Consider the following 25,350-nt stretch of genomic DNA (forward strand, 5'->3'; position numbering starts at 1 on the left):
AATTAACTTCGAGTTGTCCTTTCTTAGTAGTTATAGACTGTAATTCATATGATATAATGGGGTTATTTCCTAACTAAACTAAATCTCGTGACTTGCGAAGAAAAGAGGTGTCCATGGACACAAAGTGGCTAGAATGGGCAAAACAGATTCAAGCTATCTCACAAACAGGTTTAACCTATGCCAAGGATGTTTATGATATCGAGCGATATGAGGAATTGAGGCGCATTAGTATTGATATCTTAAGTAACTATACTTCTGTTAACAAAGAGAAAATATCACTTACATTTGCAAGTGATTCAGGTTACGCAACGCCTAAAGTCGATATTCGCGGTGTTGTTTTCAGGGAAAACAAAGTGCTTTTGGTTCGAGAGAAAATAGATGGCGCATGGGCATTACCAGGGGGATGGAGTGACATCGGCCTATCACCATCAGAAGTAGCTGTGAAAGAAATTAAAGAAGAATCCGGTTTTGATGTTGTGCCGATGCGGTTGTTAGCAGTATTGGACAAAAAATTCCATGGACACCCACCTGAGCCTTATCACGTATATAAGATGTTTATCCGCTGTGACATTGTGGGAGGGCATGCGGAAACAGGTGTAGAAACCAGCGCAGTTGATTTTTTTGCTATCGACGCTTTACCTGAATTATCATTGGAAAGAAATACGCTGGAACAAATTAAAATCATGTTCGAATTTCTTGAACAACCAGATAAAGAAGTCATTCTGGATTAAAATAATAACCCCTTCGGCTTGCCCGTCTTTGGTAAAGTGACCTCGACACCGCCGATGGTCACCTTCCCGGGTTTTCATATCCTCCAACAGACAGAGGCATATGATGCCTCAATTATTCATCTTTTCAAGCGTCTCCATATAGAACACATGCAGGAACTTTTTGATATTAACCTTGCCTTTGTCGCCTGCCTGATCTTCTTCCATGGCTCTCATCTTCATTCGAACATCCTGGAAGTCGAAGTACAGGGGAGCATAGTGCTCAAACTTGTGGTTGCTATAATCGTTGAGTCCAATCGAGGCCATGTTTGTTAACGCGGCAATTACCGTTCTGCGAATGCGCTGTTCCATCGCCTTGCTCTCTTTCTCGACGTCTTTGGGCGTGGACTTATACGTCTGGGCCACCGCTTCATAGGACTCCTTCAGTGGCGGCCACTCTGCGACCTGCTTCTGATCAATCGCATACTCCATGAGCGCAATGATGTCCTTGCTACCACTTTCTCCGATGATCCCCAGATCCATTAGAATGCTTCTTGCCGCATCTCGCACCGTACGACCTTGGGCAGGGGCCGGCGCTTCCACCAGATTCAATCGAGCCATCGACTGCTTGATCTCCAGCACGTATCGTTCATACTTCCACTGGTCATTCACTTTGCTGAGCACATGCTCCACTTCCACCCGATTAATCGGTTTATGAATAAAGAATTCAATTCCGTTTTGGTAGGCCTCCCCTACCATCTCTTTGTTCTCTACCTGAGAGATCATGATGAATTTACCGGTATAACCGCATTGCTTCAGCTTCCCTACCGTCTCAATTCCGTCCTGATCCGGCATCAGCAGATCAATCAGCACCACATCAGGACGCAGATCCATGATCATCCGCGCTCCTTCTATGCCGCCCTCAGCCATGCCCGCAAGCTCGCCGATACCACAGAATTCAATGATATCATGCAGCATGCTACGGCTCACCACATCATCATCCACGATCATGATAGAGAGTGTCATCGACATCGGCCCCCTTGATTAGATTCACTTTGGGAATAGCTATAGCAAATGTTGTTCCTGTCTCTCCTGAAGGCGCCGACTCTACCTTCATTTGTCCCGCCAACGACTGAACGATATCACGTACATGGGACAGGCCAATGCCCGTCGCGGCAATGCCGACTTCATTGAACTTCGTTGTATAGCCCGGTTCGAAGATAACCTCCCGTTTGGCTTCAGGTACACCTTTTCCAGTGTCCATCACGACGAAATGTACATCATCTTCCTGCTCATACACACGAATTCGGATCTGCCCACCACGCTCAATCGCCTCTACCGCATTGGCAATCAGGTTATTCATTACCGTGAGAAGAGGAATGTAATACGGAGACTCACAATCATACTGTTGTTCGATGTCGATCTCGACCTGCTTATGCAGCATTTCGCTATATTTTCGGTTTGCTTTACTGGCAAAGTTCAGTACTTCAGACAGGCTCATGTTGACTGCTTTTTCGTTATCATACAGCTTCAACAGACCCGCCAGAATGCGTTGTGAATCCTTCTTCACTTCATGAATCTGCTGAGCAATGCCCAGGGTGCGCTGACTGTATTGATTCATGTCCTGCTCCCGGAGATCGCGATATAGATCATAGCTGTCTGCCGTAATGCCTTCAATTGTATTCATCGCTTTCTTCAGGTAAAATACCTCGCTGTACAGACCTGAGTTCACACTCAGCATCTGCTCCATCCGCTTCTCCTGCTCTGCATGTAATAGCCGCATCTGCCTCACCGCAATGCTGTTATATAACCCAATCACAAAGTAACTTCGCAGACCGCCTACCACAAGCAGATACAACCATTCCTTCATATAAAAGATATTGGTCCCGCTTAACATTCCACGAAGAAACAACTCAACAAGATTAGAGGAGAAATCGATACAGGTAATCAGCCCACCGAGCAGAAGAGGCTGCATCTCATGGAATCGATGCTTGAATTTGCTAAGCCCATAGGCAAAGACCACATAATACACACCTGCCCCCAGATTGTCCCGCATGCTTTCAAGTATGGACACAGTCTGCACATGATTGATGAGATCTGCCGACTGAAACAGCAAATTCGCGATGCCTGTCAGGATTCCTGTCTTCACATAAGACAAGTGTGGCATGATCATCAGCAGAAATAAAAGGATGCTAACCCCAAGCCCGATTCGGAAGTAATCTTCCCGGAACGGATTTATCTTGAATTGCGCCCCTACCGCTGTGGCAAAGGCAATGGCCGTCATCTGCACATTCTCATTTTTGACCCAATTGCGCATCGATCTCTTCACCCACTATAACAACGTTTAGCGCCCAATGCCGGAACCCGCGCTTCTAATGTTAAACATACTAACATATGAAAGAAGCATTAGAAATAATTAAAATTAGGGAATGAACGCTCAAGCAAAATAAAAAGGCCGGAAGTTTTCTGAAGTGCTCCCTGTCAAGTAGACAGACTAAAAAAACAAAATCATTAGTATTCAATATCCCCTCGGTTATATTGAGGGGATTATTTTTCTTAATTAAACTGCTCGTCGATATTCGTTTGGGGATAAGCCGTTTAGTCGTTCCGTGTATCGAAAATTATTGTAATAATGGATATACGTTCTTACGCTACGAAGGAGACTGTCATACGTATCGTACTTCTCCAGATAAAAGCTTTCTGCTTTAAAGGTACCCCAGAATCGTTCAATGGGTTGGTTGTCCAAACACCGGCTTACACGAGACATACTTTTTGTAAACTTGTATCTCTTTTGAAGTTGTTTGTATTCCAGCGAAGTATATTGAAAGCCCCGATCACTGTGCAAGAGCGGCGTAGCATTCGGGTTTCTTTTATAAGCTTTCTTTACCGTGTTCATGACAAGCTCATTGTTATTGGAGTGGCTGAGCACCCATGAAACAATAGAGTTGTCATAACCGTCGATAATGGCACTCAGATAGGCCTTACGGCCATTTCCGTATTTTAACTCTGTTACATCGGTGCACCACTTTTGGTTGGCGACCTCCGCTTGGAATTTTCGGTTCATGACATTCTCAGCGATATGAAGGGTTGGAGCTTTCACGTAATTGGGCCGCTTTTTGCGAATCACTGCCTTTAATTCAAGGGCTCGCATGATGCGGTAATACCGTTTACGGTTGTACCTTTTTTTAAGCTTACGATTCAACTGAGTACGCATTTGGCGATAACCGAGTATCCCGTTTCGTTTGTCATAGCGAAGTTTGACTTCCTTGGCTAGTGCAAGGTTTTCAAGTTCCCTGTCGGATGGCATCCATTTCAGCCCTTATAATAGGCAGATCGGGCGATTCCTGCTAGCTCACAGAGCTTGGTGACCGCATACCCTTTCTCGGCATGCAGCTCTGTAATCGCTTGATAGATGTCTGCATGTCGAACAAAGGTTAACGTGTATTTCTTCGCCGGATCTCTGCCAACTTTTTTGCGAGTGCATTCTCCATTTCTAAATGCTCATTTCGTGCCTCGAGTTCCTTGATCCGAAGCTTTAGCCGTTCCTGTTCGTCTAGCTCTTCTAGCGGCTTTTTACGACCTCGGAGGTCTTTTAAAGCTTCATGACCACTCGCTTGATATTTACGAACCCATGCGTACACTTGCTGGTAAGAGACACCGTACTTGTCGATGGCTTTCTGGTAATCTAAATCATGGGCGATGGCGAATTGTACAATTTCAATACGTTCCTCGTAAGTCGTTTTCCGTCCTTTATTCATATGAGGGGATCCAATCCTGTTCCGAGTTGGTTTCATTTTCACCCCTTCAGTATACTTGGAAATCCAGCTCTCTAACACAGATTTACTCGAAATATGGTACTTTTTCACCACCGCTCGTACAGAGTATTCGCCAGAGCGTACATCTTGAATGGCAGATAGCTTTAGCTCCTTGGAGTAAGATTTCCATCCCCTCGATTCTCTTAATCCTTCTTCTCCATCTACCTTGTATTTTCTTATCCAATCGGTAACCGTGTTTTTATGGACCCCCAGTTGCTTTGCCTCATGGTTGGGGTTGGATTCATGTTGCAGGCAACGCCTTACAACCTGAATCTTGATTTCATATGAAACCGGGCTTCTTTTGGACATTACAAAAACTCCCATCATGGTAGAAGTAGAGTTTTGTTTTTTCTACTGTCTACTGTGATGGGAGCATATCATTCACTTCTGCGGCCTTTTCCTTATATCTCATCTGGAATATCAAATGACACCATCGTGCCCTCACCCGGCTCACTTACGATCGATAATCCCTGACCATAACGTTGTAGCAATCTGCGGTTTGTATTCACAATGCCTATTCCGCCTTTTCCACCTGGCGTAGCATGTAACAGCTCTGCAACCTTCTCCGGTTCGATGCCTTTGCCATTATCCTTCACCTCAATACGGGTATAACCCTCATGACGAGTGATGGATAGGCATAACGTACCGCCTACATTGCGGCTTAATAGTCCGTGTCTGACGGCATTTTCAATCAACGGCTGAATTGATAACGGCGGGAGAAGCAACGGAAGGTCCGGCTCTACGTTTAATACCACCGACAATCGGTCTTCAAATCTTGTTTTTTCAATAAAAAGATAGGCTTCAACGAGTTCCAGCTCGTATGATAATTTCACCAGTTCCCCTGTATTGAGATAGTTGAAGCTGATCCGTAAATAAGATGAAAAAGCTTCACCAAGCTTCCGCATATGCTCTGTATCAATATCACTTAAAACCATAAGTGAATTCAGGGTATTGAACAGGAAGTGAGGCTGGATCTGAGCCTGCAAATAGGCGGCCTCCATACGCAGACGTTCTTGGATAGACTGATTTAGCATGGTCAATGCACGTATCCGGTATTTCAGTTCCACCGCATCTACAGGCTTCGTGACATAATCATTGGCCCCCGATGCAAACCCCGTGTAGATATCTGGCGGCTGACTTCGTGCCGTCAACAGCAGCACAGGAAGCTCCGACATCGAGAATTGTTCCCTCACCTTCTGGGTTAACTCATACCCGGACATATTGGGCATCATCACATCTGTAATGAGCAGATCCCACTGACGTGTGCCGAGCAATTCCATCGCTTCCTGACCCGAACCTGCTGTAGTTATATCGTATGGTTCCGTCGAAAGAATGCTGACCAGCACATCCAGATTCACCGGATCATCATCCACAGCCAGAATGGTGGCTCTCCCTTCTTTTAGCAACGGAGCAATCTCCGCTGTCGCCAAGGCTTCCGTGTCCCCCATACCTGGGCGGGGTAACAGGAATCCGCTAGGTGCATCTTCCATCATCTCGGCGGCCTGTTCCCATATCAGAGGAAGTTGTGACTGAGCCTGATGGGTGATTTCATTCGCAAGCGGCAGATTGAAGCTGAATACCGAGCCCTTTCCGAGTTCCGAGTGAACCGTAAGTGCCCCGCCGTGCAGTTCTACGAGCTCTTTGCAGATGTTCAGTCCAAGCCCGATGCCTTGTCCATCACTGATTCCATACGACCCTTGTTCATACGGGAGGAAAATGCGCATCCGTGTATCCTCATCCATGCCAATGCCTGTATCCGTCACATGAATCAGAGCATGTCCTTCACGAATTTCGGCACTTACGGATATCGTTCCTTCCTCTGTATGTTTAAGCGCGTTATGCAGCAGATTATACAAAATCTGAACGAGCCTTTCTTCATCAGCCATGACCAGTGGGAACGATTCCGTAATCTCCATATGAAGGCGGACTGGTTTTCGTTCTGCCATGAATTGCAGCATGGCGATAACGCCAGGCACAACCGACTGTATGGAAAGAGGCCCCTGACGTAACACAATACGGTGCTCCTTCAGCCGGACTACATCCAGTAGATCACCAAGGAGATGTGACATCCGTCGACCGATCGTAATCAGCAACTCCATATCCTCCAGGCTCCGTTCATCCAACCGGCTTTTCTCTCGGGTGATCACGTTGTGAGCGATGTTAATGATCCCGTGCAGCGGGGTCCGCAGTTCATGTGATGTATTCGCCAAGAATTGATCTTTAATTTTGTCACCCTTCTGCAGTTCTGTATTCAGCTTCATATTCTCTTTGGCATTCCTGAAGTATTTCTTGAACCAATAGGCGGAGAAGCCGGTAATGGCAAAAATGATGTCAATAGGATAATAGACGGTTGTCACATCTCTGGCTGTCTCAGCCACACTCCATAACAGGTTGGATGTAATGCCTCCTGCAGTAAGCAGCAGAAAAACAATATCCCGGTCCGCCTGTTTCCTGAAGATCATCGTTCCGACGATATATAGGAACCAGATCAGAGATACAAGAAAGAATAGGTTAATAACGTTGTAATGGATCATGGCATATGTAATATGAATGGGCACCGCCACAATCACGGCCGTATAGATCAAGGTCATGACAACATGCCACTTTAGCCATGCCTTTCGTACGTGAACCACCGTTAATCTCTGGAATAACAGAAGGATACAAGCATTTTGCAGTAACAATGAGATCAATCGAATTTTAATGCCCCAGGTATAATTAATTGGAAGCCATAACATCAATATATTGTCATGACCCATCGTAACCGTGATGCCCACAGATAAAGTTAATACGGCTCCAACCAGCAAGGAACGTTCCTGTCGATTAAATGCGTAAAGAATACAGGCATACATGCCGTGGAGGAGCAGAACCAGAAAGGTGAGCATCTGAAAACCAATGGAATACCAACGCGAAAAATCAACGGTTGCCTGTGAACCAAAGCGAACAGGTTTGCTAATTCCGCCCATATACGGGCTATCGTAATTGGCTACACGAACCAATAGTTCAATGGAGGTTGTTCCTTCCTGATCATAGGTCGCTGTATATGAAGTGCTTCGGGGTATATATGTACTGCTATCCGCGGAGACCTCACCCATACCCCCGTCGTTGTATCCATTCATCTCAACCTCGGATGAACTTTGAATCCCTTTGAACCAAAAGGTTACCGGCGTCTGAAGCGGATCTGTTAAAATGCGCAATCGATACGTTCCGTATCCGAACGAATTCTCTTGTTCCTGACTCTGTCCAATCCTCCAGTCTCCTGGGACCTGAACACTCTTCGCACCGCCATTCCTCTTCGCAATATCTTGTTGGGTTAGTAACTCATCCGGGTAAAGTTCCCATTCCCCATTCAAGTACATGACAGGGGACTGATCCAGATCCACATCTCTCAGATCAAGCACCCCGTTAACGGCGCGATGCTCATCTACTGTGTCGAATAACTCTGACCATACCGAGCGCATGCCAATTAACACTCCAAAAATGATTAGCATGATGATCAAATATTTGTAACGGTCCCTACGTTTCGTTTGAAGTAATTTCATTAATTATTTTCTCATGACTTTGGTTAAACCGAGCTTCCAGTCCTGATACCATTCGGTAATGTCCTCACTGATCGGTATCTCCAAATCTTGCTCCATTCTGGTGGTTAAGAGACGATACTGCTCCTCCACACCGAGATCGTTGTGCATTTCATCATATAACTTCATTAGCATAAAATAACTTTCTTCTTCATCCGGAAGCATGTGCTGGATACGTTGTGTACTCTCGATCACTTTCTCCGCCAGCCCATGCTGCTGGTAGTACAGACTTAGTTGTCTCATATGATACAACCACAGATAGCGTAATCTTTCCCGCTCAGGTTCAGCCCACATGTATTCATAATTACCAAGATAGGTACCCTTATATAGATGGAGCGCTTGCTCATAGGCATGAACGGTACTTGCGTTTACGACTTTCCATTGCCTGATCTCTTGTTCCCACTGCTCACTATCCAACTGAGCTTCACCCAATTCGAGTCGATAGCCGGCTTCCAAGTGTCCACTCTGAATGGTGATCATATCCATGTTGCATGCTTTCAGGGTTTGTCGGACATGATACATTGCGGTATAGAGCTGATGCACCGTCTTGTCCTCTTCCAATTCAGGCCACAGCATCTCCAGCAACACACTGCGATGAATTGTCTGATTCCGGTGGTGAAGTAAATAGGCAAACAGCTCCTGTGCCTTACTTGTACGCCACTTGGCAACTTGGATATCCTTGTCTGGAAGCTTAAATTGAATCTGATTAAAACAGCAAATTAATGGCACATCTATATCCTTTGACCGCTGCTCGCGTTTCGAACTCAGTTTCTCCCGTACTCGGCTCACCGTCTGCTTTAATCGATCCTTCTGGATAGGCTTCATGACATAATCCAAAGCCTGTAGATCGAAGGCATGCACTGCATATTGGTCGTAGCTGGTCACAAAAATAATTTCGACCCCAGGTACTGTGGCCTGAATCTGTTTCCCCAGATCCATACCGTCCATCTCTGGCATATGGATATCCAGAAACACCACATCAGGGCGGTGCTCCATAATTCCCCCTATAGCCTCTGTCGGATTCATATATGTAGCGATAATTTCAATACCGCTTACTTCTTTCTCTAGTGATTTTTGAAGGCCTATCAACGCTAGACGTTCGTCGTCAACCAATATCACTTTCACAGGAGCTTCCTCCTCGACCCTGAGGTCTTGAGATTTATTTTAACTATTATATCATAGACATTTTAAGTATTTAGCGTTCTTCGTTATCCATTTTTAATTTTTAGCAATTTAATTGTATAATACTAAATAGAAGACAGGTTAACAGATCCGGTCTGGAAGAGAGGAAGGTTCCATATGTCAGATGCTAATCATAGCTTTGGGCAAGCCCTAGTCAAATCATTAGCGGGCGAACGCGGTCATATCCGCATCGCTCGTGCTCTACCCGATATCGATGTCACACTTGCTGCTCGTACACACGATGCCATGCCATATACGATCTATCAGTTGGTGAAGCATATGCATTATTGGCAGCAATTCATGCTCGAACACTTGGAAGGACGCAAGCCACAGCTCCCTGCTAACGTGAGTGAGAGCTGGCCTGAAGAGAAGGGTCCACAAGACGAAGCCACGTGGAAGGCAGATATTCAGGCATTCCTGGATGGGGTTGATCAAGCCGTAGCCATTGCAGAGTCTGCACAATTAGATGATCCACTGCTCTATTTCCCGGGTGAAACCAAGGCAGGACTTCTGCGCAATATCGCATCCCATAACTCGTACCATTTGGGTGAGATTGTTCTGCTGCGTCGCTTCTACGGCGCATGGCCGCCTCCAGGTGGTGGATTCCCGGCGTAAACTGGAAAGAATCCGATAGAACGAAAACAAGCCGCAAGGGAATGTCTGTTCCTCGCGGCTTGTTTTGCTTTTACCATTCTGTGCATTGTCTAGATAGCGATAGTGTAGAAGCACTTCAACACAACGGTATTATACATACTTTACTGCATTCCATATGTCTGAACGTGCTACCGTTCATAAGGTTCTAAACCCCCGGAGTCATTAACCCTTGGATAAACGTCTCAAAGTTCGGTGCCAGTGGAGTGATCTCTTTGGGATTGTCCCTTTTCACATAGACTACCTCGGGTTCTCCGTCATTGCCAAATGAACGATAATCCAGCATGACGACCCCTGTCTCCGAAGGAGATACCGCGATGACCACGCCAATTTCCGGGTAGCCTTCACGTTCAATCAAATTCCAGCTGCCTTGTACACCCGCTAGTGTGCGAGGCTTCTCATGGCCAATGCCCAGTATGCCTTCAATTTCAACATAATCCGTAGCTCCCGTATCTGTGTTCGCTACAGGGAAATAACGATTGTACGGAATACCGCCGTTATGTACCTTCATCATCTCAATGTACGAGGCTGGGAGTCGGAACACCAACTGCTCCTCGACAGAATCAATGAGACCGTCACTTGGCGGATTGGACACATAATGTTCCAGTGCCTGCTCACTATCGTTCCAGAATTCACCCGATTCCGACCTCGGAACGGTTTGAAGAGTCGCTACAACGTCAACGGGTACACGGAATTCCTCGACAGCCTCTGGGCCCGTTTCAACTTCAGGTTCAGACTCGGACGGCTCCTCCATTTTGCTTCGAATCCATTCCAGAAACTCCAGCGTATCTTCATCCTCAGGCTCCAATTCATCCGCTCTTTCGAACGCTTGCAGTGCATGCGCATATTGCTCCAGATAATAATAAGCCAGTCCAATCCGATAATGCCAGAGTGGGTCACCTGTTCCCTCTTTGGCAACCGTCAGGAATTGTTCGACCGCTTCTTCATACCGTTCCAGGTTATTCAGCGCTCGTCCCAAATGGTTAACCAGCTCATAATCTCTTTCTTCCACAGGAATTGCTTGAATTGCATCTACAATTTCTTGAAATTCATCTTCTTCATGCCACTCTTGCAATTGAACCAACAGATCGTCTCTCATTCCTTTGGCCTCCCCGTTCATTCACTCATGATTACGTACTGAAAATTATACCACTATCCGGATCACCATCTCCAGCAAGGTGAGAGATAGAACGAGAGTAAGTACAAGGTATACAAAGAGTAGCTGTGATCATTTTATATAACGCTTACAAAATTATGTATAACAAAGAGAATTCTGTCTTATTAAGGTACATGGGCTTTTTAGAATATCAATTCACTATGATATGTCTGAGAGAGAGAACTCTAGTCTGAGAAATTTCCCTTAATTTTCCCGAGAGCAAAAGTAAATAAAAAAAGAAATCTGCTTTTTAGAGCAGATTTCCCTCATTCTTGGTTACCCGTTTGGGCCAGTTCGATGTTTAACTGTTTTGGCAGTCTCATCTTCATATCAATATTATACGACATACATCTTAAAATGTAAACGTCCGCTTACACTTTTTCATTTTACTCATTGCTGCTTTCCTTCAATTCGTTTAATAAATCAAAGAATTCTTGGGCCTCGTGGCTAATTTGTTGTTTTTTAAATAAATCAATAAGATATCAATTTTCCCTAGATTTTTTCTGTATTTTTCTATAATTCGTTCTTGGGTTTGTATTTTAGTTTCACTTTGTATTAACTTATGTTCATTTTGATTAATACTATTTTGTAACTGTCGAATTTCTTGGTTAAGATCATATACTTTAGTCCTTAACTTTTTATTACTCTCAGCACGTCGCTGTACTTCTTGATGATACTCATGATTTATTCTTAAATTAAATTCTTCAATTTTCTTAAGAATCCGTTGACTCGTTTGACGACCGGTGGCATGTTTAATACGATTTTTATGTATCCAACGCATGTTGTACAACAACAGTCCCGTATCTCTGTCGAATCCATCGTTTGCACTAGTAGCATCAACCACCCCTTGCTGATGAATGCCAAACTTTTTAGAACTGCCAGGAACAACGAATACCATATCCAAAGTTTCATAAACTACAATAACTGGATGCGTATAACTAAATTCATAGCCATAGTTCATTGCTCCAAGATCCACCATCAAAATATCTCCGCGGGAATAGTTGGTTGTAAACCTTCTTCCATATGTATTCGACCAATGATCTATGTACTTAGTCCATTGCACCATATTATAAGCCTTAAATTTTGAGGTTATATCATGCATGTTCCAGAGCATAAGCTTGTAAGCATTTACTACGTCCGGAACTTGTTGGCCATCCGTTTGTTTCATTACTGGTAATCTTACAGCTCTATCAAGCTGCACTTCATTAATTTGAAAACAATCCAATTCACCATCCTGATATTTATTCTCATGTTTGTATAATAACTGAGAGTGAATTATTGAACAACATATTATATTATAAATATCCCACTTAAATAATTGATTATCACATATGAATAAAATCACTAAAATATATCTTTATCAGATTTGATTTGCTAAAAAAATAAAAGAGCAGCATCCGCTGCCCTTGCCTACACATTTGATATGAATCTATTTCAACCCAGATACTCCGCCATAATGTGCTCGATATCGTACGGCGTAACGCCTTGATCCACCGAATAGATTGTATCCGCCTGATCCATTGTATCCACCAGTTCTCCTCTAGCTTTGGCATGGAGCATGAACAAGTCATGCAGATCGGGTTTACGTAAATTCGTTAGTGCTTTACCCATCAGGACCATGCCTTTCTGATTGCCTTCCACATTATTGTAGTAATCCGGGTGGCTTGTCAGCGCCAGGTCTGTCCAGATGACGGTACGTTCGACCAGGTCCATAATGACAGGGATTGCAATCTGGGTATCTGCTGTAATATCGATTTTGTTCGCTACGGTAGACGGTTCGAAAATCTCGCCAGACCCCGGCTTCTTCCGCATCATCCACCCTACAAAACATTCCGGCAGATCACAATACGGATGACTGGTGAACGAAAGCAGGGTTGCCACCACATATCGTCCACCATAAGCCACGATGGATGGAATATGCAGATCAATGAACTCACTTGCTCCGTTAGGTGCGGTCACAATGTCTCCGCTATGGACAGCCTTATAGTTGGAGGAGCGCAGATTCGTATAGGAAATATGCTCCACATAGGTCCAGTCCTTATCGTACATCACCGCAGACAAGTCAATGTCCACACGCCCTGTAGACTTTCCATCCACGTCCCCCTCTTTCCACCAGTTGAAGAAACGAATCGTATCTCCCTCGGCCATCGGCACACGGCTTCCACGAACGATGGTACGTAGAGCCTTGCTTGCCGATCTCTGGGAAAAGGGTACCAGATAATTATGAAGCTGTAGATCGACATAGGTCTTTCCTAGCGTGGGAAGGGCAGCGAAGCGCTCTACCAGCGCCTGTTCGCATAATTGCACGACCTCCTGACACGTGGCTTCATCGATGTCTGGCAACTCATTCGGAACAGCAAAGGCTTTGGCTACATTGCCTTTTGGGAAGAAGACACGCAGATCTTGCGGTTCATTACGCTGTGTAAAATGCTGTCTCACTTGCAACAAGACCGGGGTAGATACCTGCTCCAAAACCTCACCAAATGCCAGCAGTACATACGCTTCATCTTCGGTCATCCGCAACAAGTGATCCAGTCTTCTCGCGAATTCACCTGGACGCTGTGATAACAGATCGATCAGACTCCAGACATTCCGATATTGGAAGGCAAGTTCCACACTTCCGTTGAAGGTCGAATACGGCTTATTATTACGCAAAATAGCAAAGGCTTCTTCACATCGTGGATACCGAAGTTTATATTCCGAAGGATGAAGGATTTCGCCGAGGCGAATCCAGCGATCCTTATATCGCAGCATATCTTCCGTGATGGAGCCACATTGCTCCAGCAATCCGAGCAAAAGGCGTCTCTCGCGGCGTTTGAATTTCCGGAAGGGAGAAGCCGTTGCGAGGCTGACATCACCATCGGACCAAGCAACAGCCAGACGCAGGACATCACTTGCCGTTTTGAAATATGGTCCGATTCGGTCGATGTTTGCCTTTTCATGCTTCAACAGCGAGGCAACCACAGAGCCCACATTTTCTTTGAACGGAATCTCAGCGGGTAATAGCGCATCCACGTCTTCCGGGTCTGCATGCTCCAATACCATATCGATATCCGCCTTGTCCGTTTCCGAGATGGAACCTTTTGCTTCAATGATCTGACGGATGAGCGTCTGGAATGCTTGCTGGTTTCCCAAACCAATGACTTTCAAGTCCGTCTTCTCCAGCAAAGGCATTCTTTCCACACATTGTTGATCCGTATATACCACAGTCAGGTTGGTCAGATAATGAATAATTGCATTAAGGTATAACTCCGCTTCATCCGCTTGCATCACCTGCATCGGGAATCCTGCATACATTGGTTGATACTTCACATGTGCACCGACCATGACTCTCAGATCAGCCACCAGTTGATGATATACTGTTTCAAACTGTTCCTTGGACAGCTGCCGCATCGCCTGCATTAGCTCATCCGAGAAGGTGTATCCGAGTGCTTCAATATTTTTGAGGGCAGTCGCCAGATGTGTCTTAGGCAACTGTTGCTTCCCTTCGTTTGATTCGATAATGAGTTTGTTTGCTCTGCGCAAATAGATGGTATTGTTCATGATAAAAGAGTCCAGGAAAGCCACATCCCTATATAACGTGAAAGGTTAGGGTTAGAAGGAAGGAATATGATAGCCTGGACGCCTCCTCTCTGAAATAAAATCTTCAGGAGAGCTGCGACCCTATGATCTCCAATGATTGTAGAAGGAAGAATCGCAATAGCCTGAAGGCCAGCGGTTCGAAGTTTGTCACCCGAACCTCTGGTGAACCCATCATCTCAGATTCCACGATCTGCCAACAGGGCGAAAGTATTACGACATGAATTTGATGAAATAAAAAAAGCCTTTGCCGACCCCCAATGTCAGCAAAGGCTTTTCATTTTAGATTGTGTTTATTGATCAATCAAGTTTGTTACTTTCAACATTCTTGCAATCAATGCTGTGACCTCTGCACGGGTCATCGTAGTCTTCGGACTCAGAACCTCTGGCCCATTACCTTGGATGATACCCGCTGCAATCAACTGGGCTACATCTTCTTTCGCCCAATTCGATACATCCGCTGCATCACTGTAACGTTCAAGTTCAGAGTTCATCTGATCCGGGCTGATTGCCGCTTCCGGTTCAATCAGACGGTAGGCACGAGCAACCATCGCAAATCCTTGCTCACGTGTGATCTCCTGATTACCGTAGAAGTTCCCATTATCGTAACCGCGAACGATACCGAATTCATTCGCAAGGGCTACCGCGGAGCGGAACCATGCGGAATCGTTAACGTCAGGGAATAGATTCTGTGGTGCATCCTGACGCATTAAGCCCAGTCCAAGTACAACAATCTCGGCAAACTCAGAACGAGTAACCTGACGGTTCGGTGAGAATGTGTTATCTCCGTTACCTTGCAGATCTAATCTCGCAGCGATGTTGTTCACATCGGTTTTGCCCCAATGGGCTCTGGCATCTTCAAAATCCTGCGGGTTCCAGATAACCGAGTAACTTCCGCTGCTACGCAAGTCATTAATGAGCGCGTAGTAACGACTATTGATCTTCGTGACAACCGTTGGTACATGGAAAATGCTACCGTCCGGGTTGATAATCACGCCTGTTGTAATCCGGTTCGGGTCGATACCTTCCGGAAGTGCAATATACTTCGGTGCATAACCGTTCAGCTGGCCGGATCGCACGGTCTGTCCATCTTTCGTAAACGTCAGATCCAGATCAACCGGTGTGACAAGTAGCTCGTATCCTTGGGATGCGGCTCTCGTCTCGGCACTATCGATGATAGGATCCGAGGATTGCTTAATATTGATATGGACATCAATATCATTCAATTCTGCATCACCAAGCTGTCTGGACACACCACTCACATCCATTTTGCTGCCAGGCACCGGATAGATTGCCAGCGGATTGCTAATGTTTAGTTTGGAACCTTGATCTACCAATTGTTTCAGTGTTTCCAGGGTTAAACCGTCCACCTTCATATGTCCATCATTTGGTGAGTGAATGGCGAACTGCTGGCCTGTGCCTTGTGACATGGCAACATTCAGCTTGGCTGGATTAACATGAACCAACGTTTCTTTGTTATTAGATGGTTTGGATGTAGCAAATGATTGATGGTTACCATCCCGAGTTGTTTCCAAATTATCCTTCACGGGTGCTGGCGCTGGTGTAGGTGCTGGTGTGCTTCCACCGTTACCTCCCGTATTTCCGCCCCCATTGTTGCCTCCATCATTGTTACCATTGTCATTTGATGCTCTGGTCACGTTAATTTTATACTCCGTAACATGGCCAAGTGAATCCGTTACTCTAACAACGATCTTATTTCCACCAACTTGGAGCGGTAGATTCTCACTTACAGTACCACTTGAAACCTCGTTCCATTCTCCATCTCCAACAGCTATTTCAATCTTAGCAAGTGGATCAAGCGCCGTTGGCGTCAGCTGGAATTGATATACGCTATTTGGCACAGAGATGGTGTACGTGTCTTTAGCCGGATCAAATGCCGGGGACAAGCTTCCCACGGAAGGGACCAGTGTCTGCAAGGTAGATGCATCCGTACCAATCACTTTGGTAAGTCCCGTTCTAGCGTTAGTCAGGTCTTGAAATGCCTTGTCTACCTGCGCTTGATTCGCTGTCAGATCATTCAACACACGCTCTGCTTCATTCATCGCATCTTTGAGTGCTACCCAGCTCTCTACCGTATATTCCGTTTCAGTTAGATTTTCACCCTTGATTCTATCATATTCGTTTTTTAGTGCTGTCGTGTCGACACCAGCACCAGGCTTTTTGGTAAGACCCTTCCGGGCATCCACCAAATCCTGATAAGCCTTTTCCACGAGCTCCGGTGTTGCATTCGCGTCGTCGAACACGGATTCAGCAACTCCTAACGCATCTTGCAGCGTTTGCCATGTTTCTGGTGTGTACTCCTCTTCGTCCAGTTCGCCTGCTTCGATCTTACCGTTAATCTCATCGACTTTAGCTTTCAACTTCGCTTTATCAATAGGAACAACATAACTTTTCGAATTGGACTCTTCTGAATCTGAATAGGCTGGATTGTCCGTCTTCGCTCTGACTGTCACCGTGTAGGTGCCAGCTTCCAGCGGCGGTTCCAACTGCGACAAGTTAAGTACTCTATCGGTTACCTCTACCGTCCGCTTCTTGCCGTCTTCCATTTCGATCTTTACTTCATATTTATCTGCATGCTCAACTGCATCCCATTTCAAGTCATCGTCGGTCAGTGTGACGTCTGGTACCGTCAAAGGAATGGCAGCAGTTGCAATAGTAAAATACGAGTTCGGAACAAAGTTTGAGGTATTAAGGGTTACTTCGCCGTTCTCAATTAAATGTATTGAGTCTGGAGCACCAAATTGATCATCCTCGCTGATTACAACATACTGAGGCAACTCCGGGGTATCCCCCGTTTCGTCCACTTGGAGTGTAATTTGTGTTTCAGCCCATTTTGATTTATGTACTCTGTAGATACGCTCCATCCCAAGCAGCTTTTTCTCATCTTTCGTAATCGGTGTTTTGAATTCAGTACTTGAACCATTGTCACCAAACGTAAAGAAAGAAGAATCATTTGAAAATTTATTTTTATTTGTAGAATTGGTATCCTTAACACTGTCGCCCAATGCAATCGTCAACGTAGATCCCTGTTCCTGCGCTTTGGCTTGTTTCTGCATTAAGCCGCTCTGATCATCTCGACCGATGCTTGTAATGCGATGGGTATAGACCTTATTTACACTTGAATCCCAGATCATATCCATGTTGGAATCAAAATATGAATTGGCTGTCGCCTGATCCAGCGTATAGCCGTATTTGATTGCCAGATATGTACTGACTTTTTGACGTTCTAGGTCCGTCAGAGCATGGTCAAATACGATAATTTCTTCAATTGTACCCTGCCAATAGCTTTTATTATTTGCAGTTGCCGGGATAAGCTTACCAACTACAGCTCCGTCAGAATTACCGGTATCCCACTCCTTATTAAACTCTTTTCCATATCCATTCAGATCCTGTACCTTTTTCATTTTGCTGTATAATCTAGCTATGTTGGATTCCGTGTTCCCACCTGTCCAAGTAACAAATAGCTCGTTTGGAGACGTCGTTTCCATAAAGCTGTCGGGAGAGTATAATGTCTGATTAGGGGAACTGTTAAATGTCGTCAAGCCGCCTATTGTGTCAACTTGCAGCATCCCCATACCCGTATAAGGCCCCGTATGACTCCCCCAGGAAGTGATATATCTGATTACTCCAGTTATATTAGTTTTACTAACAGTAATGATCGATCTGGGACTCTTCCCTTGAGGAAGCTTACTTACATCCAGATTCATAAAACTACTTGTGCCGTTATATTCCAATACCGGATTGAAATTAATATTATGACTCTTATCATCCCAATAAATTGGTTGGTTATCGACCTCATTTTGCGTTGCGTTATTTACTTTACTGCCTTGATCTTCCCAGATACTCACCTTTTCGCCGCTGGTAACTCCGTTTACCCGCTCTGGTCGTAGCCATAGTGAAGGGGATCCAACTCCGCCCGGACCAACAGGAGTCTGGTCAGTCGCCTCCGCTTGAGCTAAACTCATTGGCAACGTTCCAATCGCCAGAATAAAGGAAAGAACCAGCATGGACATTCTTTGCCATGGTTTCTTCCGGATTTCTGCTGTGTACATAGGTTCCTCCTACTTAATATGTTATTTTTGGACTGCTTACTGACTCAAAACATCATATCTACCCTCATCTTGCTTATTCTACACATAGCCTCTTACCAAACTCTTACCAAACTCCTCGATAACAAATACAACAAAAAAACAGCCCTGCAGATGAAGCTGCAAGGCTGTGTACTTTCAATTATATATTCGAATTTTTCCATTGTTGGTACCATAACTCGACTTCCAGGCCAGGACGTATGCCCGCCTCTTGTTCTAACGCAGTAACTAACTGATTATATTGAGCAATCACAGGATCTTTGTTGCCTAATCGATCATAGGTCTTCATTAACGCCAGTCCAACTTGCTCCAATGAAGGCTCGAATTGCTGTACCCGGTGATATAGCGTGATTGCTTCCGTATTCTGTCCCATTTCAATATAGTATTGTGCAAGTTGCATGGCGTGATTACGCCAGAGTGCATGCAAGCGCTGACGCTCCAGCTCAGCCCATATGTAATCGTCCTCACCATAATATTTGCCTTCATATTGATCTGAGGTCTGTCGATGTTCAGCTATTGTAGACGAAGATAATAGAGGCAATCGGTTAAGACGGCTCTCCCATTCTTCCGCGTCAATCCTGAATTCACCCGTTTCCAATAGATAACCAAACTGTTGATAGCGAATGGACATCTTATCCTCACCCATGAGTTCGTTCATCATGCTGCGTAAGCGATGGATCCCACTGTGCAGATTGGATATACCTCTCCGCTCATCCAACTCTGGCCACAACAGTTCAAGTAACGTATCCCGCTTAATCGGCTTGTTCCGATGGTGGAGCAGATAAGCGAATAACTCTCTAATCTTGGTTGTTCTGAATTTCATATGTTTTGGCGGCTCATTGGGGTGCACTTGGACTTGGAGCATCCCCAGACAACGGATCAACATGGATGGCCCTTCTGCTATATTCAGACTTGCTGACACCGTTCGGCGTTGATACATCTTCATCGTTTTTTCCAAACGGTCACGCGTTACAGGCTTCATAATATAATCCAGCACTTCAAGCCCATAGGCCGTGAGTGCATGTTCGTTATATGCGGTTGTGAAAATAACTTCTGTTCCAGGAGAAACCTCATGGATACGTTCGGTCGCCTCGATCCCGTTCATCCCCGGCATCTGAACGTCCATAAAGACGATTTCCGGCAGATGAATTTCGATCTGATCTATGGCTTCCTGTGCCGTCAGAAAAGAGCCGATAACTTCGCAATCCTCTCTCTCTTGCAACAGTTTGTTCAACCTGCTCAGAGCGAGATATTCATCATCTACCAAAATCACTCTCATATGCACAACTCCTCTGGCTCACTGATCACCCTTTAATCTATAATTTTACCATAAATCCTGACGTGGGACCGCTATCATTTAAATATAGAATCTATGTTCCGGTATTCAAAAAAATGTTCTTCTTTGGCGGAGGGCATGCAGGAATTTGAAGTAAACTGTCGAAAACTAAAGTCTGCCATGAAACTAATAACCTATAAAAAAATACCCCGATATGTAATGTTGTCAATTCTATTTCTGACTATTTTACTTGGCTTTCGCTGGATATGGTCCGTGTCTTTCACTATACCCGCACATCCTGAACCCGTTAAAGGCGTGTTGGACCTCCGAGGCTGGGACCTCGCCAACGCTTCACCCATATCCCTGGATGGAGAATGGGAATTTTACCCCCAGGCGTTAATCTCTAATCGTGACGCGAAAATAGCAGACAACCCATCCACACGGATTCAAGTTCCCGGTGACTGGCGGAATGCATTACCACAATCCTCATCGTCATTCGGATATGGAACGTATCATCTTCGCATACTTTTAGATCCATCTGTGAAGGAAATCGCTCTCTGGGCTCAGAAAATCCAGACATCATCGATCATCGAGATGAACGGGACCATTGTGGCCGAATTCGGCCAACCTGCCACTCATGCCGAAGCCTATCGACCAGAAAGGACTGCATTTACGACTTCCTATGTGCTTAACGGTTCTACCGAACTCAATCTTTTGGTGCAGACCGCCAATTTTGACGATCCTTATAGCGGAGGGATCACGCGCTCTCTCTATTTTGGTTCTCCAGAAGCCATTGGAAGTGAACGAGGATTGTCTATCGATCTGCAAAAGATCACGTTCGCCATACTGGTTTTGCACAGTTTATATGCTTTTGTCATGTTTCTGTTTATCCGGAAGGAACGAGCTCTGCTGACGTTCTCAATGCTAACATTGGTAGCTGCCCTAACGGTCGCCTCCGACCATGACAATCTGTTATTGAGTTGGATGCCACTCAACTTCACTTGGATCGTTAAGGCCAAAGCGTTGTCCTATCCGTTGTTCGCATTCTTCCTTATACAGATGGCTAGAAGCTTCTCCCATAATCTACAAGGGCGTACACTGTTCCGTATCTATGCCAGCGTGCTTGGCGCTTACTGTTTATTTCTGCTAGTCGCACCAGTGACCCTGATCTACCATGTACTTGAGATTGGACTATCTGACATCCTTTATCTGTTTGCCATTGGCTGGTCTGTGTACCTGTTCTTCCGAATGGCAGCCGAGAAACGAAGTGACGCCAGCTTTTTGCTCTTTGCGGCAACTAGCAGCCTATCAAGCGTGTTATGGGGAATTGTGAACTCGCGTAGCGAGATCACCAACGTGTATTATCCGATAGATGTGATCGCGGCCATATTCGGCTTCTCCGCCTATTGGTTCAGGAAATACTTCCGCAATTCAAGTGAGATTGAGCAGTTGTACGAACAGCTCAAAGAGGAGGATCGGCAGAAGGATCAATTTCTTGTGAATACGGCTCATGAGCTGCGTACACCGCTGCATGGCATCATCAACATTGCTGAGAGTATTGCAGTCCGTGAACGGCGTAAATCAGGTGGGCAGCAGGCAGAAGACATGAAACTGTTAGTTACCATCGGTCGTCGCATGTCTCAACTCGTTGATGACCTCCTGGATGTCATTCGTTTGAAGGAAAAACGCATTACGCTTCAGAAGAAACCTTTATCTCTTGCATCTGTCATTCCAGGCGTGATCGGTATGTTCCGATTCATGGCAGAGGGAAGGCCTGTCCACATGAAGGTAGATATTCCTGAATCACTGCCTTTAATTCAAGCCGATGAGAGAAGACTCGTTCAGGTGCTCTACAACCTGTTGCATAATGCACTGAAATTTACCGATGAGGGTACGATTACCGTATCTGTCCGGGAAAATGGAGAAAGCATTGTAATTCAAGTCTCAGATACAGGTGTTGGTATAAGTGAGGAGATACAACAGCGAATATTCGAGGCGTATGAACAGGGCACCCCAGAGGCTCGTTTAAGCGGAGGAATCGGCCTCGGTCTTAATATCAGCAGGCAGCTCACCGAGCTCCATGGCGGTCAGCTCACCGTGCAATCTGTACCTGGACAAGGATCAACCTTCCAGATCTCGCTTCCACGGGAAGGTACCGCATCGCTATCGGACCAGACTGAGCAGCAATGGGACGCTCACAGCTTCGATGAAATTGCGATTGCAGAGCCGCAGCAGCAGACCATCTCTCAAGATAAGACTGCCGCAAGAATTCTTGCCGTCGATGATGATCCTGTAAACCTGCGAGTACTAGTCTCCATGCTTGCGAATGAACCATACCACATTCAACCAGCAGCTTCCGCACTTGAAGCACTAGAGTTGCTGGATAAGGAGCCTTGGGATTTACTGATTGCGGATGTCATGATGCCCCATATGTCCGGTTATGAATTGACCGAGAACGTACGCAAGCGTTATTCGGTATCGGAGCTTCCCATCCTGTTACTGACGGCCCGTAACGAACCAGCGGATGTATACGCCGGATTCATGGCCGGTGCTACGGACTATGTCACCAAGCCCGTGGATGCCGTTGAATTAAGGCATCGCATCGGGTCTCTGATCGTACTGAAACAATCCATTGATGAGCGACTGCGCATGGAAGCTGCTTACTTACAAGCACAGATTCAGCCACACTTCCTTTTTAATACGCTCAATTCAATCATGGTTCTTAGTGAGATGGACACGGAGCGAATGCAGAAGCTGGGTGACGCTTTTATCGAGTATCTTCAGACCAGCTTTCATTTCGTCAATTCGGAGAAAATGGTAGAGGTCACTCATGAGTTGGATCTTTCCCGCGCCTATCTCTACATTGAGAAAGAACGTTTCATGGACCGGCTAAATGTTATCTGGGATATTCCAGAGGATCTTGATCTGTCCCTGCCGCCACTCACCATTCAACCGCTCATTGAGAATGCTGTTCGACATGGTATTCTCAGCAAAGTGGAGGGTGGAACCGTGCATATCCGAATCATCAACCAAGCAGCGTCCACCTTGATTGAAATCGAGGATGATGGTGTGGGGATGCAGCCCGAGCAGATCGAGCGGGCCCTGGCTTGGCCCAAGAAAGGTCCCGGCGGAACCGGAGGCATTGGATTAACCAATACACATCGCCGGTTGACCCAGATGTACGGACAGGGCTTAAGCATCGTTAGCTCGCCGGGCCAAGGTACGAAAGTTTCCTTTGTCATCCCTTTGGACCGCAACACAGGAGTCTAAGCGATACGATCTTTCTATGACTCTACAGCCGCATGCTGTACGATCGGTATCCGTATGCTTTGTGTAAAAGGTCTACGGGGAACGCGATGATAGCGGACATGTTCAAGTTCAATTCCAAGCTCAAGTTCAGGTTCAGGTTCAGGTTCAGGTTCAGGTTCTGACATACCAAATAAACCAAAAGAGAGCTAGGCACGGGTTTCATCCCGGCTTAGCTCTCTTTTCTATGACTTCATTATGACCTAACACGATAAGCTAACGGTTATACGTGCATGACATGTTTTTCATCCGATAACCCCAACGCCTTGGCTGTTGAAGAATGAACCTCTTTGAGAAGATCCAAGTTCTCCACAAGTGAGATACCGTAGGAAGGAATCATTTCCTTAATCTTTGGCTCCCATGCCTCCATATGCTGCGGGAAGCAACGCTGAAGAATCTCAAGCATGACCTGAACCGCGGTGGATGCACCCGGTGATGCACCTAGCAGAGCCGCAATCGTTCCATCTGCAGACGTGACCACTTCCGTACCAAATTGGAGCGTACCCTTTCCGCCCTGGACGGTATCCTTGATCACCTGCACACGCTGCCCCGCCAGAACCATATCCCAATCCTCGCTCTTCGCACCCGGAACAAAGTCACGCAATTCAGCCATACGTTGTTCTTTGGATAACATCAGTTGCTGGATCAGATATTTGGTCAAAGAGATTTCTTTGACACCTGCTGCGAGCATCGTAAGCAGATTATGCATCTTAACCGACGTGATTAAGTCAGCATTGGAACCCGTCTTCAGGAACTTCGGCGAGAACCCGGCAAACGGCCCAAATAACAGCGACTTCTTATTGTCGATAAATCGAGTATCCAGATGCGGAACCGACATCGGCGGAGCGCCTACCGAAGCCTTGCCATATACTTTGGCGTGATGCTGTTCCACGACTTTTTGATTTTTGCACACCATAAAGATCCCACTGACCGGGAATCCACCGATATGTTTACCTTCCGGAATGCCCGTCTTCTGGAGCAAATGCAGACTCCCACCGCCCGCGCCGATAAAGACAAATTTCGCCTTATGGCGTTCGACTGCACCGCTCTTTAGGTTTTTCACGGATAATTCCCATTGTCCATCGCTGGTGCGTTTCATATTCTTCACGCTATGTTGGTAGTGGATGCCCACGTGTTGTTCCTTCAAATGTTTGATCAGCATACGCGTTAAAGCACCAAAGTTAACGTCCGTACCGGAGTCAATTTTGGTCGCTGCAACAGGTTCATTACTGGTACGATCTTTCATCATCAGCGGCATCCATTTCGCCAGCTCTTTCTTGTCATCCGAGAATTCCATGCCTGCGAACAACGGGTGATTCGACAAGGAGTCATACCGTCTTTTCAAAAACTGGACATTGCTCTCTCCATGTACATAACTCAAATGAGGAATCGGCATAATGAAGTCCCGTGGATTACGAATCAGACGGCTATTGACGAGATAGGACCAAAATTGCTTTGAGATCTGAAATTGTTCATTCACTTTAATCGCTTTGCTAATATCTACGGTTCCGTCTGGTCGTTCAACGGTATAGTTAAGTTCGCACAATGCAGCATGCCCGGTTCCGGCATTATTCCATTCGTTGGAGCTTTCCTCTCCTGCAGTGGCTAGCTTTTCGAAAACCTTAATATTCCAGTCTGGTGCCAATTCTTTTAGCAAAGTTCCCAAAGTTGCACTCATAATTCCGGCACCAATCAAGATAACATCTGTACTCGTTTGTCCCTGGCTCATGTCTACCGTCCTTATATCCTATATTTGCCAAAAGGATGTAAGCGTTATCGATTTGGCATTTGCAGCAAGCCCATTCTTGAACGGGATCGCACCTTCTCTGAATGATTATAACCTTGATCTAGTGTATCAATAATATAGAGCAATTTAAATATGCAATTTCAAGATATTTGCTATTCCATCAGTATACGCTAGTTTACATCGGAACGTTAGCCCGGTTATAGGCCTGAAAGATATATTTGTTCAAAACAAAGAAAGGAACCCGGTT

Annotated in this window: 16 protein-coding genes; 3 read left to right on the forward strand and 13 right to left on the reverse strand. The window is 45.6% G+C overall.

Annotated features, from left to right (window positions below; genetic code table 11):
* Positions 1-113: 113 nt before the first annotated feature.
* A complete protein-coding gene (locus tag MKZ13_RS30630; RefSeq protein ID WP_339180703.1) occupies positions 114-731 on the forward strand; it encodes an NUDIX hydrolase in 618 nt (205 codons plus the stop codon).
* Between the two features lie 108 nt (positions 732-839).
* Here the strand turns inward: MKZ13_RS30630 and MKZ13_RS30635 are convergent, their stop codons facing one another.
* The 6 genes from MKZ13_RS30635 to MKZ13_RS30660 all read right to left on the reverse strand — a co-directional run bounded on the left by MKZ13_RS30635 (position 840) and on the right by MKZ13_RS30660 (position 9,222).
* A complete protein-coding gene (locus MKZ13_RS30635) occupies positions 840-1,733 on the reverse strand; it encodes a response regulator (RefSeq protein ID WP_339180706.1) in 894 nt (297 codons plus the stop codon).
* Entirely contained in the window at positions 1,705-3,024 is a 1,320-nt protein-coding gene (locus MKZ13_RS30640; protein ID WP_237178029.1) for a sensor histidine kinase, read from the reverse strand. Before MKZ13_RS30640 ends, MKZ13_RS30635 begins: the two co-directional genes overlap by 29 nt.
* Positions 3,025-3,267: 243 nt before the next feature.
* Positions 3,268-4,014, reverse strand: coding sequence for an IS3 family transposase (locus MKZ13_RS30645; RefSeq protein ID WP_083656962.1), 747 nt, complete (start codon positions 4,012-4,014; stop codon positions 3,268-3,270).
* A gap of 127 nt (positions 4,015-4,141) precedes the next feature.
* A complete protein-coding gene (locus MKZ13_RS30650) occupies positions 4,142-4,831 on the reverse strand; it encodes a helix-turn-helix domain-containing protein (RefSeq protein WP_339180709.1) in 690 nt (229 codons plus the stop codon).
* A gap of 92 nt (positions 4,832-4,923) precedes the next feature.
* Positions 4,924-8,061, reverse strand: coding sequence for an ATP-binding protein (locus MKZ13_RS30655; RefSeq protein WP_339180712.1), 3,138 nt, complete (start codon positions 8,059-8,061; stop codon positions 4,924-4,926).
* A 3-nt stretch (positions 8,062-8,064) separates the two neighbouring features.
* Positions 8,065-9,222: a response regulator gene (locus MKZ13_RS30660; RefSeq protein WP_339180714.1), complete on the reverse strand. Its 1,158-nt coding sequence runs from the start codon at positions 9,220-9,222 to the stop codon at positions 8,065-8,067.
* A 174-nt stretch (positions 9,223-9,396) separates the two neighbouring features.
* On the opposite strand from MKZ13_RS30660, the gene MKZ13_RS30665 reads away from it, so the two are divergent.
* Positions 9,397-9,894 (forward strand): DinB family protein, encoded by a 498-nt coding sequence (locus tag MKZ13_RS30665; RefSeq protein WP_339180715.1) that lies wholly within the window; start codon positions 9,397-9,399, stop codon positions 9,892-9,894.
* 184 nt (positions 9,895-10,078) lie between these two features.
* Here MKZ13_RS30665 and MKZ13_RS30670 read toward each other — a convergent pair whose 3' ends face one another.
* The 5 genes from MKZ13_RS30670 to MKZ13_RS30690 all read right to left on the reverse strand — a co-directional run bounded on the left by MKZ13_RS30670 (position 10,079) and on the right by MKZ13_RS30690 (position 20,053).
* A complete protein-coding gene (locus MKZ13_RS30670) occupies positions 10,079-11,029 on the reverse strand; it encodes an SMI1/KNR4 family protein (RefSeq protein WP_339180717.1) in 951 nt (316 codons plus the stop codon).
* Positions 11,030-11,501: 472 nt separating this feature from the next.
* Positions 11,502-12,254: a hypothetical protein gene (locus MKZ13_RS30675; protein ID WP_339180719.1), complete on the reverse strand. Its 753-nt coding sequence runs from the start codon at positions 12,252-12,254 to the stop codon at positions 11,502-11,504.
* A gap of 266 nt (positions 12,255-12,520) precedes the next feature.
* Positions 12,521-14,629 (reverse strand): TerD family protein, encoded by a 2,109-nt coding sequence (locus MKZ13_RS30680; protein ID WP_339180721.1) that lies wholly within the window; start codon positions 14,627-14,629, stop codon positions 12,521-12,523.
* Between the two features lie 329 nt (positions 14,630-14,958).
* Positions 14,959-18,738 carry an S-layer homology domain-containing protein gene (locus MKZ13_RS30685; protein WP_339180723.1) on the reverse strand — a complete coding sequence of 1,260 codons (3,780 nt, stop codon included), beginning with the start codon at positions 18,736-18,738 and terminating at the stop codon, positions 14,959-14,961.
* 178 nt (positions 18,739-18,916) lie between these two features.
* Positions 18,917-20,053 (reverse strand): response regulator, encoded by a 1,137-nt coding sequence (locus MKZ13_RS30690; RefSeq protein ID WP_339180726.1) that lies wholly within the window; start codon positions 20,051-20,053, stop codon positions 18,917-18,919.
* A gap of 270 nt (positions 20,054-20,323) precedes the next feature.
* Here MKZ13_RS30690 and MKZ13_RS30695 point away from each other — a divergent pair, with 270 nt between their 5' ends.
* Positions 20,324-23,320, forward strand: a complete 2,997-nt coding sequence (locus MKZ13_RS30695) for an ATP-binding protein (protein WP_339180728.1) — start codon at positions 20,324-20,326, stop codon at positions 23,318-23,320.
* Between the two features lie 14 nt (positions 23,321-23,334).
* Here MKZ13_RS30695 and MKZ13_RS30700 read toward each other — a convergent pair whose 3' ends face one another.
* Both MKZ13_RS30700 and MKZ13_RS30705 read right to left on the reverse strand, forming a co-directional pair.
* Positions 23,335-23,484: a hypothetical protein gene (locus MKZ13_RS30700; protein ID WP_339180730.1), complete on the reverse strand. Its 150-nt coding sequence runs from the start codon at positions 23,482-23,484 to the stop codon at positions 23,335-23,337.
* Between the two features lie 95 nt (positions 23,485-23,579).
* Positions 23,580-25,085, reverse strand: coding sequence for a malate:quinone oxidoreductase (locus MKZ13_RS30705; RefSeq protein WP_036611787.1), 1,506 nt, complete (start codon positions 25,083-25,085; stop codon positions 23,580-23,582).
* Positions 25,086-25,350: the final 265 nt, after the last annotated feature.

This window comes from Paenibacillus sp. FSL R5-0701, from assembly GCF_037973995.1.
Classification (GTDB): domain Bacteria; phylum Bacillota; class Bacilli; order Paenibacillales; family Paenibacillaceae; genus Paenibacillus.

Coding starts and splice junctions, on each gene's coding strand:
- MKZ13_RS30630 (WP_339180703.1), top strand. CDS start 114: ATGGACACAAAGTGGCTAGAATGGGCAAAACAGATTCAAGCTATCTCA.
- MKZ13_RS30635 (WP_339180706.1), bottom strand. CDS start 1,733: ATGACACTCTCTATCATGATCGTGGATGATGATGTGGTGAGCCGTAGC.
- MKZ13_RS30640 (WP_237178029.1), bottom strand. CDS start 3,024: ATGCGCAATTGGGTCAAAAATGAGAATGTGCAGATGACGGCCATTGCC.
- MKZ13_RS30645 (WP_083656962.1), bottom strand. CDS start 4,014: ATGCCATCCGACAGGGAACTTGAAAACCTTGCACTAGCCAAGGAAGTC.
- MKZ13_RS30650 (WP_339180709.1), bottom strand. CDS start 4,831: ATGTCCAAAAGAAGCCCGGTTTCATATGAAATCAAGATTCAGGTTGTA.
- MKZ13_RS30655 (WP_339180712.1), bottom strand. CDS start 8,061: ATGAAATTACTTCAAACGAAACGTAGGGACCGTTACAAATATTTGATC.
- MKZ13_RS30665 (WP_339180715.1), top strand. CDS start 9,397: ATGTCAGATGCTAATCATAGCTTTGGGCAAGCCCTAGTCAAATCATTA.
- MKZ13_RS30670 (WP_339180717.1), bottom strand. CDS start 11,029: ATGAGAGACGATCTGTTGGTTCAATTGCAAGAGTGGCATGAAGAAGAT.
- MKZ13_RS30675 (WP_339180719.1), bottom strand. CDS start 12,254: ATGAAACAAACGGATGGCCAACAAGTTCCGGACGTAGTAAATGCTTAC.
- MKZ13_RS30680 (WP_339180721.1), bottom strand. CDS start 14,629: ATGAACAATACCATCTATTTGCGCAGAGCAAACAAACTCATTATCGAA.
- MKZ13_RS30685 (WP_339180723.1), bottom strand. CDS start 18,738: ATGTACACAGCAGAAATCCGGAAGAAACCATGGCAAAGAATGTCCATG.
- MKZ13_RS30690 (WP_339180726.1), bottom strand. CDS start 20,053: ATGAGAGTGATTTTGGTAGATGATGAATATCTCGCTCTGAGCAGGTTG.
- MKZ13_RS30700 (WP_339180730.1), bottom strand. CDS start 23,484: ATGTCAGAACCTGAACCTGAACCTGAACCTGAACCTGAACTTGAGCTT.
- MKZ13_RS30705 (WP_036611787.1), bottom strand. CDS start 25,085: ATGAGCCAGGGACAAACGAGTACAGATGTTATCTTGATTGGTGCCGGA.